The 14,736-nt window shown below is 70.9% G+C and carries 16 protein-coding genes; 8 read left to right on the forward strand and 8 right to left on the reverse strand.

Annotation, left to right across the window (positions count from 1 at the left end):
• Positions 1-55: 55 nt before the first annotated feature.
• The 3 genes from ACGFIS_RS04885 to ychF all read right to left on the reverse strand — a co-directional run bounded on the left by ACGFIS_RS04885 (position 56) and on the right by ychF (position 3,001).
• Positions 56-334 (reverse strand): hypothetical protein, encoded by a 279-nt coding sequence (locus tag ACGFIS_RS04885; RefSeq protein WP_392900383.1) that lies wholly within the window; start codon positions 332-334, stop codon positions 56-58.
• 62 nt (positions 335-396) lie between these two features.
• A complete protein-coding gene (locus tag ACGFIS_RS04890; RefSeq protein ID WP_392900381.1) occupies positions 397-1,425 on the reverse strand; it encodes a conjugal transfer protein in 1,029 nt (342 codons plus the stop codon).
• A 484-nt stretch (positions 1,426-1,909) separates the two neighbouring features.
• Positions 1,910-3,001 carry a redox-regulated ATPase YchF gene (gene ychF, locus ACGFIS_RS04895; RefSeq protein ID WP_392900379.1) on the reverse strand — a complete coding sequence of 364 codons (1,092 nt, stop codon included), beginning with the start codon at positions 2,999-3,001 and terminating at the stop codon, positions 1,910-1,912.
• Between the two features lie 154 nt (positions 3,002-3,155).
• Between ychF and rmuC the strand changes: the two genes are divergently transcribed.
• On the forward strand, positions 3,156-4,538 hold the full coding sequence (gene rmuC, locus ACGFIS_RS04900; protein ID WP_392969602.1) for a DNA recombination protein RmuC: 1,383 nt from the start codon (positions 3,156-3,158) through the stop codon (positions 4,536-4,538).
• Positions 4,539-4,663: 125 nt separating this feature from the next.
• The gene (locus ACGFIS_RS04905; RefSeq protein ID WP_392900375.1) at positions 4,664-5,161 is read left to right on the forward strand and encodes a DUF6542 domain-containing protein; all 498 of its coding nucleotides are present in this window, start codon (positions 4,664-4,666) and stop codon (positions 5,159-5,161) included.
• A 23-nt stretch (positions 5,162-5,184) separates the two neighbouring features.
• Here the strand turns inward: ACGFIS_RS04905 and ACGFIS_RS04910 are convergent, their stop codons facing one another.
• A complete protein-coding gene (locus ACGFIS_RS04910; protein ID WP_392900373.1) occupies positions 5,185-6,150 on the reverse strand; it encodes a 4-hydroxy-3-methylbut-2-enyl diphosphate reductase in 966 nt (321 codons plus the stop codon).
• A 184-nt stretch (positions 6,151-6,334) separates the two neighbouring features.
• Between ACGFIS_RS04910 and ACGFIS_RS04915 the strand changes: the two genes are divergently transcribed.
• Positions 6,335-7,414 (forward strand): hypothetical protein, encoded by a 1,080-nt coding sequence (locus tag ACGFIS_RS04915; protein ID WP_392900370.1) that lies wholly within the window; start codon positions 6,335-6,337, stop codon positions 7,412-7,414.
• A 73-nt stretch (positions 7,415-7,487) separates the two neighbouring features.
• Here ACGFIS_RS04915 and ACGFIS_RS04920 read toward each other — a convergent pair whose 3' ends face one another.
• Positions 7,488-7,907 carry a MarR family winged helix-turn-helix transcriptional regulator gene (locus ACGFIS_RS04920; RefSeq protein ID WP_392901433.1) on the reverse strand — a complete coding sequence of 140 codons (420 nt, stop codon included), beginning with the start codon at positions 7,905-7,907 and terminating at the stop codon, positions 7,488-7,490.
• A gap of 50 nt (positions 7,908-7,957) precedes the next feature.
• Between ACGFIS_RS04920 and xseA the strand changes: the two genes are divergently transcribed.
• Together xseA and ACGFIS_RS04930 are read left to right on the forward strand one after the other, a co-directional pair.
• Positions 7,958-9,214 (forward strand): exodeoxyribonuclease VII large subunit, encoded by a 1,257-nt coding sequence (gene xseA / locus ACGFIS_RS04925; protein WP_392900368.1) that lies wholly within the window; start codon positions 7,958-7,960, stop codon positions 9,212-9,214.
• Between the two features lie 50 nt (positions 9,215-9,264).
• Positions 9,265-9,501, forward strand: a complete 237-nt coding sequence (locus ACGFIS_RS04930; RefSeq protein ID WP_392900366.1) for an exodeoxyribonuclease VII small subunit — start codon at positions 9,265-9,267, stop codon at positions 9,499-9,501.
• A 6-nt stretch (positions 9,502-9,507) separates the two neighbouring features.
• On the opposite strand, the gene ACGFIS_RS04935 is transcribed toward ACGFIS_RS04930, so the two are convergent.
• The gene (locus tag ACGFIS_RS04935; protein ID WP_392969605.1) at positions 9,508-10,191 is read right to left on the reverse strand and encodes a DUF4245 domain-containing protein; all 684 of its coding nucleotides are present in this window, start codon (positions 10,189-10,191) and stop codon (positions 9,508-9,510) included.
• 20 nt (positions 10,192-10,211) lie between these two features.
• Positions 10,212-10,877 (reverse strand): TetR/AcrR family transcriptional regulator, encoded by a 666-nt coding sequence (locus ACGFIS_RS04940; protein ID WP_392900362.1) that lies wholly within the window; start codon positions 10,875-10,877, stop codon positions 10,212-10,214.
• A 191-nt stretch (positions 10,878-11,068) separates the two neighbouring features.
• On the opposite strand from ACGFIS_RS04940, the gene glpX reads away from it, so the two are divergent.
• Positions 11,069-12,103, forward strand: coding sequence for a class II fructose-bisphosphatase (gene glpX, locus ACGFIS_RS04945; protein ID WP_392900360.1), 1,035 nt, complete (start codon positions 11,069-11,071; stop codon positions 12,101-12,103).
• Here the strand turns inward: glpX and ACGFIS_RS04950 are convergent.
• Positions 12,100-12,678 carry a DUF1707 domain-containing protein gene (locus ACGFIS_RS04950; protein WP_392969608.1) on the reverse strand — a complete coding sequence of 193 codons (579 nt, stop codon included), beginning with the start codon at positions 12,676-12,678 and terminating at the stop codon, positions 12,100-12,102. The genes glpX and ACGFIS_RS04950 overlap by 4 nt on opposite strands.
• A 126-nt stretch (positions 12,679-12,804) precedes the next feature.
• On the opposite strand from ACGFIS_RS04950, the gene ACGFIS_RS04955 reads away from it, so the two are divergent.
• A complete protein-coding gene (locus ACGFIS_RS04955) occupies positions 12,805-13,761 on the forward strand; it encodes an ABC transporter ATP-binding protein (protein ID WP_392900354.1) in 957 nt (318 codons plus the stop codon).
• A gap of 157 nt (positions 13,762-13,918) precedes the next feature.
• Positions 13,919-14,716: an ABC transporter permease gene (locus tag ACGFIS_RS04960; protein WP_392900351.1), complete on the forward strand. Its 798-nt coding sequence runs from the start codon at positions 13,919-13,921 to the stop codon at positions 14,714-14,716.
• Positions 14,717-14,736: the final 20 nt, after the last annotated feature.

Here is a 14,736-nt window from a genome sequence, read left to right on the forward strand (position 1 = left end):
CCCCTACTCCCCTAACTGCGCGAGCACGGGTCCGTCCGCCGACACCGGTCCGGGGTCAGGTGACGTCCACGCCGAGGGCCGTGGCTATCGCCTTGGCCGTGGTCTCGATGATGTTGGGCACGTAGAAGACCACTCCGATTCCGATCGCCAGCACGATGAACTGGACGAAACGCGTGATTTCGCGGGTGAACAGGAAGAAGATCGCCACAATGGAGACGATCACCAGGAAAAGCGGACCGAATATCTGCCGCAGCCAGTCGGCGAGCTGATCGGTCTTGAGTTCATCGGCCGCAAGGAGTTCGTAGGGAATAGACGCCATGATGTGGTTCAGCATCGACGGCTACCTTCCTTGGTCGGCGGATTCGCTGGGGGTCGATTCGTTCAAACCAGGGCCTTTCATGATGCGTTAGGTTGGGTGGTGCCGCGAATATCGCGGACGAGCCACTTGTTGCCCTTCTTCACCATGGCGAGCTGGTAGGTCTGCTCCAGCTCACCGCCGCCGCCCGCGGCCGGCTGCCATACGACGGTCGCGGTGACGGTGCGCTCGCCCGAGGATCCCTTCGGCGCGACGACCTCCTTGACCTGCATGAAGGTCACGGTGTTGGCCAGGCCGGCGATGGCCGCCCCGTCGGAGAAGCGCGACAGGGCCTCCTGGTTGCCGGTCGCGTACTCCTGGAAGAAGGTGCCGAGGAAGGGCTGGAGTTCGGTTTCGAGCGCGGAGTCGCGGTTGTCGACGCCACCCGGAGGAAGCTGCGCCTTGGTCGGCGGGGGAAGCAGCGCGGGACGGGCGGACACGACCAGGGAGCCGCTCTTGTCCGCGTACACGGGAACGGCGAGGCGCAGCCACTTGTCGGACGTGCTGGCGAGCAGCGTCACGGTCGCGTTGTTGGCGTCACGGGCGTCCACTCCGGCCACCTGGACGGACTGCACCTGCATCTTGCCGACGCCGTTCCAGCCGAATTGGGGGTCGGCGCCGTCGGGCAGGAACGTCCGCAATTGGGTCTCGCGGGCGGGGGCGTTCTTCTGGTCGTAGTTGAGATAGACGTTGGCGAACTGGATCGCGAACGCGCCGGCCGCGCTGCTGGGGAACGCCGCGCCCTTCGGGGGCTTGGCCCCGGGCGTGGTCCCCCCGGAGGTCTCTTCGGCGGTGAAGCGCTCGAACGGGGCGCGGACGCCGTTGACGAGGATGACGATGATCAGCGCCCAGAGCACGGCGCGTCCGGCCCACACCCACCAACGCCCGCCGGAGCCGCCCCAGCGGCCGCCTCCGCGGCCGCCGTCGCCGCCGCCCGAGCGCCCGCGGCGCTGGTCGCCCGCAGGCAGGTCCCACGGGTCGACGGCCGACGAGAGCGCCCTCCCGGGCGCCACCGTCTCCTCGACTACGGCGGTGTCACGGCCGCGTCGTACGGCCGACCTGCGAGCCATCCTGCCTCCGCTCGCGCCTCGCCCCCGGTCGGCGCGGTCATGTGTCCGGTCATGGTGCCGGTGGCCTTTTCTGAACCCACCTCGGGCCCAGCGTAACCACGAGCGTCAATTGTTCCAGCGCATCCCGGCGAAGCACAGCCCCGGCGCGCGGTTGTGGATAATGCAATCCACCTCAGCAGGAACGGGGAGGATTGCCAAACGGTGACGATCCCCTATCCAAGGCTCCGAACAGTGCGCAGGTCCAGGTTCCGGACAAGCGGCACGAGCCGGGAGTCATTTGGTTACCGGGTGACGGCGGCGACCGCACCTTGTTCCCAAAAGAAACCGTCATACTGTCAGATTCGGGACATCTGCCGACAGAACGCCCAGCTCAGTGGCCACTTCGCCACCTCTGGCACCTGCTGTTGCCAAAATCACACAGGTCACGGCACTGTCCGATTCCCGGCAGGGCCCGGACGCCGCGGCATCGCGGCTCCCGGCACGGTCAGACGTTGAAGCGGAACTCCACGACGTCGCCGTCCTGCATCACGTACTCCTTGCCCTCCATGCGGACCTTGCCGGCCGTGCGGGCGGACGCCATGGAGCCGGTGGCGGTGAGGTCGTCGAACGAGACGACCTCGGCCTTGATGAAGCCGCGCTGGAAGTCGGTGTGGATGACGCCGGCGGCCTCCGGGGCGGTGGCGCCCTTGCGGATCGTCCAGGCCCGCGCCTCCTTGGGGCCCGCCGTCAGGTACGTCTGCAGGCCGAGGGTCGCGAACCCGATTCGCACGAGCTGCGACAGCCCCGACTCCTCCTGGCCCATGCCCTGGAGCAGCTCCAGCGCCTCGTCGTCCGGCAGCTCGATCAGCTCGGCCTCGATCTTGGCGTCCAGGAAGATCGCCTCGGCGGGGGCGACGAGGTCGCGCAGCCGCGCGCGCATCGCCTCGTCGGTCAGCTCGCCCTCGTCGAGGTTGAAGACGTAGAGGAACGGCTTGGCGGTGAGCAGGTGCAGTTCGCGCAGGAGCGCCAGGTCGATCCCGGCCTTCTCGGCGCCCGCGAAGAGCGTGACGCCGTCGTCCAGGAGCTTCTGCGCGGCGTTCACGGCGTCGACGACGGCGAGCTTGTCCTTGTCCTTTTTGGTGCGGGCCTCCTTGTCGAGACGCGGCAGCGCCTTCTCGATCGTCTGGAGGTCGGCCAGGATCAGCTCGGTGTTGATCGTCTCGATGTCGCGGGACGGGGCCACCTCGCCGTCCACATGGGTGACGTCGGCGTCCTCGAAGGCCCGGATGACCTGGCAGATCGCACTGGTCTCCCGGATGTTGGCGAGGAACTTGTTGCCGAGGCCCTGCCCCTCGGACGCGCCCTTGACGATGCCGGCGATGTCGACGAACTCCATCGTCGCGGGGATGATCTTCTGCGAGCCGAAGATCTCCGCCAGCACGGCCAGCCGCGGGTCGGGCACCCCGACGACGCCGACATTGGGCTCGATCGTCGCGAACGGGTAGTTCGCGGCCAGTGCGTCGTTCTTGGTCAGCGCGTTGAACAGGGTGGACTTGCCGACGTTGGGCAGCCCAACGATTCCGATGGAGAGGCTCACGGCCGCCAAGTTTATGACCGTCCGCGGACCCCTCGGGCTGCCCGGATCGTCCGGCGGGCCACAAGCTGGTGAACGCTGAGCCAAATGTCCGGTGCCGTGGGGCGTCCCGGCGCGTCGCGATCGCTGTTCCGCGCCGCGCTGTCACGATGAACGGATGGACCTCGCGCTGTTCACCGGCCTCCTCATCGGAGCCGTGTTCGGCGCCGTCGCCGGGTACGCGCTCGCGACGGGCCGGCAGGGCGCGCTGATCGCGCGGGCGAGGGCGGCCGAGGAGAAACTCGCCTACGCCGAGGAGCGGATGGCCGAGCATTTCGAGAACCTGTCCGCGAAGGCGCTGGACGCCAGCAACCAGCGGTTCCTCGAACTGGCCGACGCCCGGCTCAAGGCGGCGGGGGTCGAGGCGGCGGGCGAGCTGCAGCGGCGGCAGCAGGCCGTCGAGCATCTGGTCGCGCCGCTCAAGGAGACGCTCGCCAAGGTGGAGGAGCAGCTCCGGGAGGTCGAGACGGGCCGCCGGGAGTCGCACGCGATGCTGGCCAAGCAGGTCGACTTCGTCCGGCAGAGCTCCGACCAGCTGCGCCGCGAGACGCAGTCGCTCGTCCGGGCGCTGCAGCGGCCCGAGGCGCGGGGGCGCTGGGGGGAGCTCCAGCTCCGCCGCGTCGTGGAACTGGCCGGGATGGCGCACCACTGCGACTTCGACGAGCAGGCCAGTTCCCACACGGTCGATGGCACCGTCCGTCCCGACATGGTGGTGCGGCTGGCCGGCGGCAAGAACATCGTGGTCGACTCCAAGGTGTCGCTGGCCGCGTACCTGCAGGCCGCGGAGAGCGGCGATCCGGTACGGCTGGACGCGCACGCCCGCCATCTGCGCGACCACGTCGACCGCCTGTCGGCGAAGTCGTACTGGCAGGCGTTCAGTCCCGCGCCGGAATTCGTCGTGCTGTTCATCCCCGGCGAGGCGTTCCTGGCGCCCGCCCTCGACCGCGACCCCGGTCTGCTGGAGTACGCGATGCGCCGCCGGGTGCACATCGCCACGCCCACGACCCTCATCACGATGCTCCGGACGGCGTCGTACGCCTGGCAGCAGGCCGCCCTCTCCCGCAACGCCCGCGCGGTCTTCGATCTGGGCAGGGAGCTGTACGAGCGGCTGGGCACGATGGGCCAGCACGTCGATGAACTGGGCCGCGCGCTCACCGGCGCCATCAAGTCCTACAACCGGACGGTCGGCTCGCTGGAGACACGCGTGCTGGTCAGTGCGCGCAAGCTGAACGAACTGGGCGTGGTCGACGACGACCTGGACGGCCCCCGCCCCGTCGAAGAAGGCCCCCGCTCGCTCTCCGCTGCCGAACTGACCGGACACGACGAGCCCTTCGAACCCCCTCTGGACGACCGTCACGTCCCCCTGCAGGACGACCACGACCCCGATGATGAGAGGTCTCAGCCTGACTCGGCCGCGGAACCGGTAGGTTTCGGCGGACGGGCCATCCCCGAGCAGATTGACCGGTTCGATCGGCGAGATCGGCGAAAGAGGTGGCCATGAGTTCATCGTCGGTACGCGACGCGCCCAGCGGGACGTCGCCGGCATCTGGGGGTCCAGTGCGAGGTCGGCGCGGCGCGTTCTCCCCGCGAGAGCACTCCCCGCGACCGCACTCGGCCGCCTCGCCGGTGAGCCCGATCACCCTGACCGGACGCGGCGGCATCGTCGTCATGTTCGGCACCGGGGTGGTGTGCGGGCTGCTGTCGCGCTGGTTCGGCGTGCCGCTGCTCGCCGGCGCCGGGTTCGCGATCGGCTGCGCGCTCGCCGCGTTCGCGACCCGTCCCGCCGACCTGCTCACGCTCGTCGTCAGCCCGCCGCTGGTCTTCTTCGCGGCGGCGTTCGCGGTCGAGTTCGCCACCACGCTCGGGAACGGGTCGCTGGTGCGCGGCATCACCGTCGGCCTGCTCACCACGCTCGCGTCGACGGCGCCGTGGCTGTTCTTCGGCACGCTGCTGGTGGCGGGGATCTGCCTGGCCCGCGGGCTGATGACGAACGTCAGAGAGCTGCGGGACAAGCTCGCCGGGATCCGTCTCTTCGAGAAGGAGGAGAACGAGAACCCCGTCCGGTGGGACGAGTCCCCCACCACGACGCAGGAGCGCCGCCTCCACCACGGCGACGTGGACTGACCCGCCGGATGCGGACCGGCCGTTCAGACCGGGGTGATCCGGAGGTCCTTGCGGAGTTCCTTCGGGAGCGAGAAGCGCATGTGCTCCTCGACGGACTCGATCTCCTCCGCCTCGCCGAAGCCCCGCTCCGACAGCCAGGCCAGGACGCCCTGGACCAGCTCGTCCGGGACGGAGGCGCCGCTGGTGACGCCGACAGTGGTGACGCCCTCCAGCCAGGCGGGGTCGATCTGCTCGGCGTAGTCGACGAGGTGGGCGTCGTCGGCTCCGTGCTCCTTGGCCACCTCGACCAGGCGGACGGAGTTGGACGAGTTCGTGGAGCCGACCACGATGACGAGCTGGGACTGCGCGGCCATGTCCTTCACTGCGGTCTGCCGGTTCTGCGTGGCGTAGCAGATGTCGTCGGACGGCGGGTCCATCAGCTTGGGGAACCGCTCACGGAGCTTCTCGACGGTGGCGATGGTCTCGTCCACCGACAGCGTGGTCTGCGACAGCCACGCCACCTTCTCGGGGTCGCGGACGTTGACGTTGGCGACGTCGCCGGGGCCGTCCACGAGGTGGATGTGGTCGGGGGCCTCGCCGGTGGTGCCGATGACCTCCTCGTGGCCCTCGTGGCCGATCAGCAGGATGTCGTAGTCGTCGGCGGCGAACCGCACGGCCTCCTTGTGGACCTTGGTGACCAGCGGGCAGGTCGCGTCGATGGTGCGCAGGTCCAGGCCCCTGGCCTCTTCGTGCACGGACGGCGCGACGCCGTGCGCGGAGAAGACGACGATCGCGCCCGCGGGGACCTCCTCGGTCTCGTCCACGAAGATCGCGCCGCGTTCCTCCAGCGTCTTGACGACGTGGACGTTGTGGACGATCTGCTTGCGGACGTAGATCGGGGCCCCGTACTTCTCCAGGGCGATCTCGACCGTCTCCACGGCGCGGTCGACGCCCGCGCAGTAACCACGCGGCTTTGCGAGCAGGACACGGCGCTGGCTGTTGGCGGTCATGCCTCTATCGTACGAGTGACCGCCGGGGGGCCGTACACGCGTGTGACCCACCGCACGCGGCTTTTGGACAGAAATCCATTAACCCGAGGTGACCGCACTCGCACCATGGGGCAGAGTGAGGTTCGACGAGACGAAGCCGCATGACCCGATCCGGTGATCAGGACGGCAAGGAAGAGGAAAGACGATGACGAGATCGCCGCGCCGCCTCAAGCAGCAGGTCCAGGACACGGTGGGCGAACAGGTCCGCGACCTTCCGCTGCACGCCGTCCGGCTGGCCATGTTCGGGGTCGGCCGGGCGCTGCTGCTCGGTGACCGGGTGACCCGGGACTACAAGGAGATCACCGAGGGCGGCGGCGTGAAGCCGGTGCTCGGACGGCTGCGCGACGACGTGCAGAACACCGCCGAGAACCTGTTCGGCCGGGTGACGGAGCGCGTCCGCGGCGAGGAGGCCGAGCCCGAGCCCGTCCGCCGGAGCCGGCCGGGGACGGCGACCGCGCGGAAGGCCGGCGAGGAGATCACGATCGGCAAGCCCGGAGCCGCGGCGCGCCACACGCCCAAGCACACCCGCCCGGGGCCTCCGCCGAAGCCGCCGAAGCCCGCCGCACCGGGCAAGCACCGGGCGGAGCCGGGCGTCCCCGCGGACGCGAACGGTGTTTCCAACAAGACAGGCGTTGCCGACAAGACCGACCCGGCGGACAAGGCCGGCCCCTTCGCCGAGCCCGCGCCGAAGCCCGCGCCGGCCGAGCCGAAGCCGGAGCCCGCACCGCAGGCTCAGCCCGCGCCGAGCCCGAAGGCCGCCGAGCCCGCCAAGCCCAAGCCGGCCGAGAAGCCCGCCGGCCGGCCTGCGGCCGAGCCGAAGGCCAAGACGAAGCCCGAGCCCAAGGCGAAGCCCGAGCCCAAGGCGAAGCCCGAGCCCAAGGCGAAGCCCGAGCCCAAGGCGAAGCCCGAGCCCAAGGCGAAGGCGGAGCCCAAGGCGAAGGACGACGCGAAGACGAAGGACGCGGCGAAGGCCGGGGACGACGCGGCGTTCGAGCCGAAGCCCGAGTCCAAGCCCGCCGCGCCCGCCGAGGCCGAGCACATCGCGGAGGACCTGCCCGTCCCGGACTACGACAGCGCCACGCTGCCGCAGCTGCGGGCACGCCTGCGAGGCCTGACCATCGACCAGGTGAAGCTGCTGCGCGAGTACGAGCGCAAGCACGCCGCCCGCGAGGACGTCATCCGCATGTACGAGCGCCGTATCGCGAAGCTCAACGGCCTCCGCTGAGCACAACGACCTGAGAAGGGCCCCCGGCAGACCGGGGGCCTTTCGCATGCGTGGGCGGCTCCCGCCCACGGGTTCACGGCGTGCCGAAGAGCTTGCCCAGGGCGGGCAGCGCCTCGGCGACCGCCGCACGCTCCTCGTCCGTCAGGTGCGCGAGCCGTTCCGCGAGGAATCCGATCCTGCGTTCGCGCCCGGCGGCCAGCCGGTCGCGTCCCGTTTCGGTGAGGCCGGCGGTGACGACGCGGGCGTCGGCGCCGTCCCGGCCGCGCGTGACGAGCCCGTCGCGCTCGAGCCGGTTGATCTGGGCGGTCATGGTCGGGAGCCGGACGCCGTGCTCGGCGGCCAGTTCCGTCATCCGGCGCGGCCCGTTCTCCAGGGAGCCCAGAACGGACAGCTGCTGGCTGGTGATCGGCTGGTCGGCGCTGACCCGGCGCAGCATCAGCACGACGTCGCGGAGCCGCTGGTTGAGCCCCTCGGCGAGCTCACGGTCGGACACGGTCAAGGTCACTCTCCTCGGAGTCACGGACATCACCGTAGGCTGCCCGCATGGCAATGGAGACCTCGGCCGAATCGCCCGTTCCCGTGCGGACGGTCCTGCAGGCCGTGAGCGGCTGGATCGGCAAGCTCGGCCGCATCTGGGTCGAAGGCCAGATCACCGACATCAACGCCCGCGGCGGAACGGTCTATCTGACGCTGCGCGATCCCGTCGCGAACATGTCGGTGCGGGTCGTCGGCCCGCGCGCGGTGTTCGAGGCGGCCGAGCTGGTCCCCGGCGGGGGGACGGCCCCCAACGCCCGGGGCGGACCGGTGGTGACCGACGGCGCCCGCGTCGTCGTGCACGCCAAGCCCGACTTCTGGATCAACCGGGGGACGTTCTCGCTGAGCGCCCTGGAGGTCAGGCCGGTCGGCGTCGGCGAGCTGCTGGCCCGGCTGGAGCGGCTCAAGCGGGTGCTGGCCGCCGAGGGCCTGTTCCGCCCCGAACGCAAGCGGCCGCTGCCGTTCCTGCCCGGCAGGATCGGGCTCATCACCGGGCGTGACTCCGACGCCGAGCACGACGTCCTGGAGAACGCGCGGCGGCGGTGGCCGGCGGTGGCGTTCCGGGTGGAGAACACCGCGGTGCAGGGTTCGTACGCGGTCGGCGAGGTGATGGAGGCGCTGCGGGCGCTGGACGCCGACCCCGAGATCGACGTGATCGTCATCGCGCGGGGCGGCGGCGCGATGGAGGACCTGCTGCCGTTCTCGGACGAGGCGCTGGTCCGCGCGGTCGCCGCGGCCCGCACACCGGTGGTCAGCGCGATCGGGCACGAGCAGGACGCGCCGATCCTGGACCTGGTCGCGGACGTGCGGGCGTCCACCCCGACCGACGCGGCGAAGAAGACCGTCCCGGACGTGCGTGAGCAGCTTCAGCTCGTCCGGCAGCTGCGCGACCGCGGGCGGCGCTGCCTGGCGGGCGGCGTGGAACGGGAACTGGCATGGCTGAAGGCGATCCGGTCGAGGCCGGCGCTGGCCGACCCGGTGCGGGAGGTCGAGCGGCAGTCGGAGCAGGTCCTCGCGCTGCGCGACCGGACGCGGCGCTGCCTGTCCGGCGCGCTGGACCGGGCCGGGGACGAGTTGTCGCACACCCGCGCCCGGCTGCTGGCCCTGTCGCCCGCCGCGACGCTGGAGCGCGGGTACGCGATCGTCCAGCGGGAGGACGCGTCGGTCGTGCGGGAGTCCGCGGCGGTCAAGGACGGTGAGCGCCTCCACGTCCGGCTGGCGGACGGCCGTCTCGGCGTCACGGTCGCCGACCGCGACGCGTCCTGAACGCTTCCGGGGATATGGGGGTTGTCCCCCAAGGATGAAAGGGTGGGGCGATGGCGGACGAGAAGGCGGCGGCGGACAAGCCGTCGTACGAGCAGGCACGGGACGAGCTGGCCGATGTCGTCAAGCGGCTGGAGACCGGCGGGCTGACGTTGGAGGAGTCCCTCGCCCTGTGGGAGCGGGGCGAGAAGCTCGCCGCGATCTGCGAGGAGTGGCTGGAGGGCGCGCGGGCGAGGCTGGCCGCGGCGATGGCCCGGCCCGGCGAGGACGAGGCCGGAGCGCCGTTCTGAGCCTCGTCAGGAGCGCGGCGTGGCCGCGCCCGAGGGGACGAGAGGCGTGTCCTTGCCGGTCTGCGGCTTGAGCGAGCCCGCCAGGATCGCGAGTTCCTGGTAGGTCGCCGTGCCGGTCACCACCAGGCTCGGCCCGTCCGGCAGCGTGAGGGCAAGGGAGTTGGCGTGCTTGTCCTTGCGGTGGTACTTGGTCCACGTCTGGCCGTTCACCTGCATCGTGCCGGTCGGCTTGCTGCTGTTGGCCATGCGCGGGACGAAATCGGACGCCTTCTCGTCGCTCTGCTCCAGCGCCGCGTACTGGTCGCCGGGCGTCAGGAACCCGAGGTGCCAGGCGACCGGCTCGCCGCCGCCGTCGCCGAGGCCGTGCAGCCGGGAACTGGTGGGACGCCAGGTCGCGGGGAGCCCCTCGGGCGCGTACGCGGTGTACGGCGCGTCGTTGGCCATCGCCCACAGCTGCGAGCTGTAGTCGACGGTCGGCAGGACCTCCTCGTCGCTGCGGGGCGTGACGGCGTAGATCGCCAGCACGAGCACCAGGCATGCGGCCATCGCCAGCGCGAAGCCGCCGAGCCCCGTGGTCAGCCGCTTGTGCACGGCGGGACTCACCTGCACCACGGGCCGCCCCGCAGGCACGTCCTGCTCGTGCGGGCTGTCCTCGGCTTCCGGGACGGAGGATGGGGTCTTGTCGGTCACCCCTCCAGGATCCCGCACGCTCAGCGCTGCTCGGTACGGGGGTTCCTGATCGTGCCGACGATGCTCATGATCTCGTCGGCGAGCTTGCGGGCGGCGTCCTCGTCGTCCATCAGCGAGATCTCCGACACGGCGCCCGCCATCGCGCCGGTCAGCACCATGACCAGGGCCTCGTCCACACCGCCGTCGGCGGTGTGGAACAGGGCGGCGTTGCGGCGCGCCCACTTGTTGAGCCGCTGCCGCATGACGCGGTCGAAGCCGGGCGGCCCGTCGCCGGAGATGAAGAGCCGGGCGACGTCCCGCTCCTCCAGGCAGCCGTTGAGGTAGGCGCCCGCACCGGCGATGAACTGCCGCATCGGGTCGGTCTCGCCCGCGTCCCGGACGGCGTTGATCGCCTCGCGGGTCCGCTCCTGCTGCCCGGCCTGGAACTCCTCGAACAGCGTCAGGTACAGGTCGGCCTTGCCGTTGAAGTGGTGGTACAGGCTGCCGACGCTGGCGCCCGCCTTGGCGACGATGTCGGTCACCGCGGCCTGGGCGAAGCCCGACTCACAGAAGACGTCCCTCGCCGCGGCCAGGAGGGCGCCGCGCGTGGCGGCCCCGCGGTCGGAGGTCCTCGCGGGGACGTCGGCGGGCCGCGCGTCCCCGTTCTGCGTCACCCCGCCGGACGGGACGTCGATGTGGCTGCTCATGACGCCTGAGATTACGCCCTCTCCCATGGGGAAACGATCCCCTGCCCGTGGGACCGTCAAATCTCGCCCTCACGCGGTACATGTTCACCGGCCGGAACGACCCGCGGCCCGGTTGGTCTGGTCCAATTTGTGGCAGGGCGTCCGGTCCACGGAGAATCCGAGTCACGACCGACCGAAGGGGCTACCGCGTCATGTCCGATGAGACCACCGTTTCCTCTCCGCTCACGACCGAGCCCGAGGCCCCGGACCGCAACCTGGCGATGGAGCTGGTCAGGGTGACCGAGGCCGCCGCCATGGCCGCGGCCCGCTGGGTCGGCCGGGGAGACAAGAACGGCGCCGACGGCGCCGCCGTCAACGCCATGCGCCAGCTGATCAACACGGTGTCCATGAAGGGCGTCGTGGTCATCGGCGAGGGTGAGAAGGACCACGCGCCGATGCTGTTCAACGGCGAGCAGGTCGGGGACGGCTCCGGCGCCGAGTGCGACGTCGCCGTCGACCCGGTGGACGGGACGCGGCTGACCGCGCTCGGCATGAACAACGCGATCGCGGTGCTGTCGGTGGCGCCGCGGGGGTCGATGTTCGACCCGTCCGCCGTGTTCTACATGGAGAAGCTCGTGACGGGCCCGGAGGCGGCCGACGTGGTCGACATCGAGCGTTCGATCGCCGACAACATCCGCGCGATCGCGCGGGCCAAGGGTTCCTCGCCCAACGACGTGACCGTCTGCATCCTGGACCGGCCGCGCCACGAGGGCATCGTCAAGGAGGTCCGCGAGGCCGGGGCCCGGATCAAGTTCATCATGGACGGCGACGTCGCCGGCGCGATCATGGCGTGCCGTCCCGGCACGGGCGTGGACCTGCTGCTCGGCATCGGCGGCACCCCGGAGGGCATCATCGCGGCCTGCGCGATCAGGGCGCTGGGCGGGGTGATCCAGGGCCGGTTGTGGCCGCAGGACGACGAGGAGCGGGAGAAGGCGGCGGCCGCCGGCCACGAGCCGGGCCGGGTGCTGACCACCGACGACCTGGTGACCTCGGACGACGTGTTCTTCGCCGCGACCGGCATCACCGACGGCGAGCTGGTCGACGGGGTCCGCTACGACAAGGGCACGGCGGTCACGCATTCGCTGGTCATGCGGTCCCGCAGCGGGACGATCCGGTCGATCTCCAGCGAGCACAAGCTGAACAAGCTCCGCGCCTACAGCGCGATCAACTTCGACACGGCGGTCTAACCGTTCCGCCCGCCGCGGGTGAGGCGGTTGCGGAAACGTGTGCGCAGCGGGAGCCGGGGGGCGCGGGCGCGCACGGAGCCGAAGACCATGGTGCCGGCGACCTCGATGGTCGGGCCCTCGGCCGCGGGGCGGGCGCGCACGTCCCGCGTGGTGAGGATGGTGCGGCCGGTGACGTCCACGCGGACCCCGTCGGGGACGAGGATGCGGATCCGGCCGCCGAGGATCAGGGAGTCGACCACGATGTGGCGGCGCTGCAGGACGGCTTCTCGCAGGTCCAGCTCGACCGTTCCGAACAGGGCGACCAGCGGGAGTTTCACCGGGACGACCCAGCGTCCGTCGCGGCGGGTGCGGCCGAAGAACACCGAGACCGGGCGGTCGTCCACGAGGATGGGCTGCGCCTCCTCGGGGCTGAGGTCGCCGGTGAGGCCGGTGAGTTCGCCGAGGGTGCGGGCGGCGTACGCGAGGGAGGTGCGGTCGCCGTGCTCGTCCATGGTGAGCCTGCCGTCCGCGAGGGCCTCGCCGAGGACGGCGACGACGCGTTCCCGGTCGGCGTCGGACGCGCGCAGGTCGCGCACGCGTGTCACCTTTTCGGCGGCCGGGCGATGGGGGACGTCCACACCTAGAGATTAACCGCCGGGCGGCGTGGCCCCGCCCGGAAAACCGTTGGGGTCGTCTCCGGCTTTCTTCGTACTGTGAGGGTTATGACGTTGCAACGTGCCCAGGTCGAGCCTGCCCGGCAGGATCCCGGCGCGGCGCCGGCGATCAGCCTTCGCGGCGTCGTCAAGCGCTTCGGCGACTTCACCGCCGTCGACGGGCTCGACCTCGAGGTGGCCGCGGGGGCCTGCATGGGGCTTCTCGGCCCGAACGGCGCCGGGAAGTCGACCACGATGAAGATGCTGACCGCGCAGGCGATCGCCGACGAGGGCGCCATCCGCGTGCTGGGCTTTCAGGTTCCGCGGGAGTCCAAGCGCGCGCGGGCCGTGATGGGCGTCGTCCCGCAGCAGGACAACCTCGACGAGGAGCTGACGGCCCGGGAGAACCTGGAGGTGTTCGCGCACCTGTACCGGGTGCCGCGCCGGTCACGGCGCCAGGCGGTGGACGACGCGCTGGCGTTGGCGCACCTGACCGGGAAGCAGCGCACCAAGGTCGACGACCTGTCCGGCGGCATGCGGCGGCGGCTGCTGATCGCGCGCGGGCTGGTGCACAGTCCCGCGCTGGTGCTGCTGGACGAGCCGACCGTCGGGCTCGATCCGCAGGTCAGGGCCGAGCTGTGGGGGCTGATCGACGGGCTGCGCGCCAGGGGCACGACCGTCCTGATGTCCACGCACTACATCGAGGAGGCCGAGCGGCTCGCCGACGAGTGCGCGCTGATGTCCCACGGCCGCGTCATCGCCCGGGGCTCCCCGTCGGCGCTGGTGGCCGAGTACGCGGGCGACCGGGTCGTCGAGCACCACGGGCCGCCCGACCGGCTGACGGAGGTGGAGCGGATCGCCAAGGGCGCCGGGCTGTCCACGCGCCGCACCGGCCCGTCGGTGTCGGTGCTGAAGGCCGAGACCATCCCGCCGTCCCTGGAGGACGAGCTCGGCCCGGACGGCGTGCGCCGCGCCGCCAACCTCGAAGACGTGTTCGTCGTTTTGACCGGGGAGCGTGTGGAATGAGCGGAGCGAACCGGGGGGCGCGGGGGGTCGCCCCCCCGCAGGGAGCGGGAATGAGCGGAGCGAACCGGGGGGCGCGGGGGGTCGCCCCCCCGCAGGGAGCGGGAATGAGCGGAGCGAACCGGGGGGCGCGGGGGTCGCCCCCCCGCAGGGAGCGGGAATGAGCGTCCAGGTGGAACGGGCGCCGCGGCTCCGGCGCTTCGAGTTCGCGCCGGTGGCAGGTATCTGGCGGCACGAGCTGGCCCTCTACAAGCGGTACTGGAAGTCGCAGTCGTTCGCCTCGATGGTGGAGCCGACGTTCTTCCTGCTCGCCTTCGGCTACGGGTTCGGCTCGATGATCGCGGTGATCGGCGACTACCGGTACCTGGACTTCGTCGCGACCGGCGTCGTCGGTGTGGCGGCGCTGTTCACATCGGTGTTCCCGGGCATGTTCAACGGCTACATCAGGCGCGTGTTCCAGCACACCTACGACGCGATGCTCACCACGCCCGTGGACGTCCACGAGCTGGTGACGGCCGAGGCGCTGTGGATCGCGGCCAAGTCGGCGGTGTACTCGTGCACGCCGCTCGTGGTGGCGCTGTTCTTCGGCCTCGACCCTTCGTTCGGGATGCTGCTCGTCCCGTTCGTGACGTTCTTCACCGCGCTCGGTTTCGGGCTGTTCGGGACGTGGACGTCGTCGGTGGTCCCGTCCATCAACTCGTTCGACTACGTGATCACCGGCGTGGTGACGCCGCTGTTCCTGATCGCCGGGACGTTCTTCCCGGTCGACGCGCTGCCGGACTGGGCGCAGAAGGTCTCCTACTTCAACCCGCTCTACCATTGCGTCGAGCTGGTCAGGGACGCGGTGTTCGGCCTGGACCCGCTGGCCGATCTCGGGCACCTCGGCGCTCTGGTGCTCTTCGCGGCCCTGATGTGGGTCATCGCCGTCCGCGGCATGCGCAAACGCCTCATCGACTGACGGGCGGGACGCGACGACCC

This window comes from Spirillospora sp. NPDC048824 (genome assembly GCF_043198455.1).
Taxonomy (GTDB): domain Bacteria; phylum Actinomycetota; class Actinomycetes; order Streptosporangiales; family Streptosporangiaceae; genus Spirillospora.

What these genes read in the sequence shown, in the direction of transcription:
- ACGFIS_RS04885 (WP_392900383.1), bottom strand. Translation starts at nt 334, where the DNA reads ATGCTGAACCACATCATGGCGTCTATTCCCTACGAACTCCTTGCGGCC.
- ACGFIS_RS04890 (WP_392900381.1), bottom strand. Translation starts at nt 1,425, where the DNA reads ATGGCTCGCAGGTCGGCCGTACGACGCGGCCGTGACACCGCCGTAGTC.
- rmuC (WP_392969602.1), top strand. Translation starts at nt 3,156, where the DNA reads ATGGACCTCGCGCTGTTCACCGGCCTCCTCATCGGAGCCGTGTTCGGC.
- ACGFIS_RS04910 (WP_392900373.1), bottom strand. Translation starts at nt 6,150, where the DNA reads ATGACCGCCAACAGCCAGCGCCGTGTCCTGCTCGCAAAGCCGCGTGGT.
- ACGFIS_RS04915 (WP_392900370.1), top strand. Translation starts at nt 6,335, where the DNA reads ATGACGAGATCGCCGCGCCGCCTCAAGCAGCAGGTCCAGGACACGGTG.
- xseA (WP_392900368.1), top strand. Translation starts at nt 7,958, where the DNA reads ATGGCAATGGAGACCTCGGCCGAATCGCCCGTTCCCGTGCGGACGGTC.
- ACGFIS_RS04930 (WP_392900366.1), top strand. Translation starts at nt 9,265, where the DNA reads ATGGCGGACGAGAAGGCGGCGGCGGACAAGCCGTCGTACGAGCAGGCA.
- ACGFIS_RS04940 (WP_392900362.1), bottom strand. Translation starts at nt 10,877, where the DNA reads ATGAGCAGCCACATCGACGTCCCGTCCGGCGGGGTGACGCAGAACGGG.
- glpX (WP_392900360.1), top strand. Translation starts at nt 11,069, where the DNA reads ATGTCCGATGAGACCACCGTTTCCTCTCCGCTCACGACCGAGCCCGAG.
- ACGFIS_RS04955 (WP_392900354.1), top strand. Translation starts at nt 12,805, where the DNA reads ATGACGTTGCAACGTGCCCAGGTCGAGCCTGCCCGGCAGGATCCCGGC.
- ACGFIS_RS04960 (WP_392900351.1), top strand. Translation starts at nt 13,919, where the DNA reads ATGAGCGTCCAGGTGGAACGGGCGCCGCGGCTCCGGCGCTTCGAGTTC.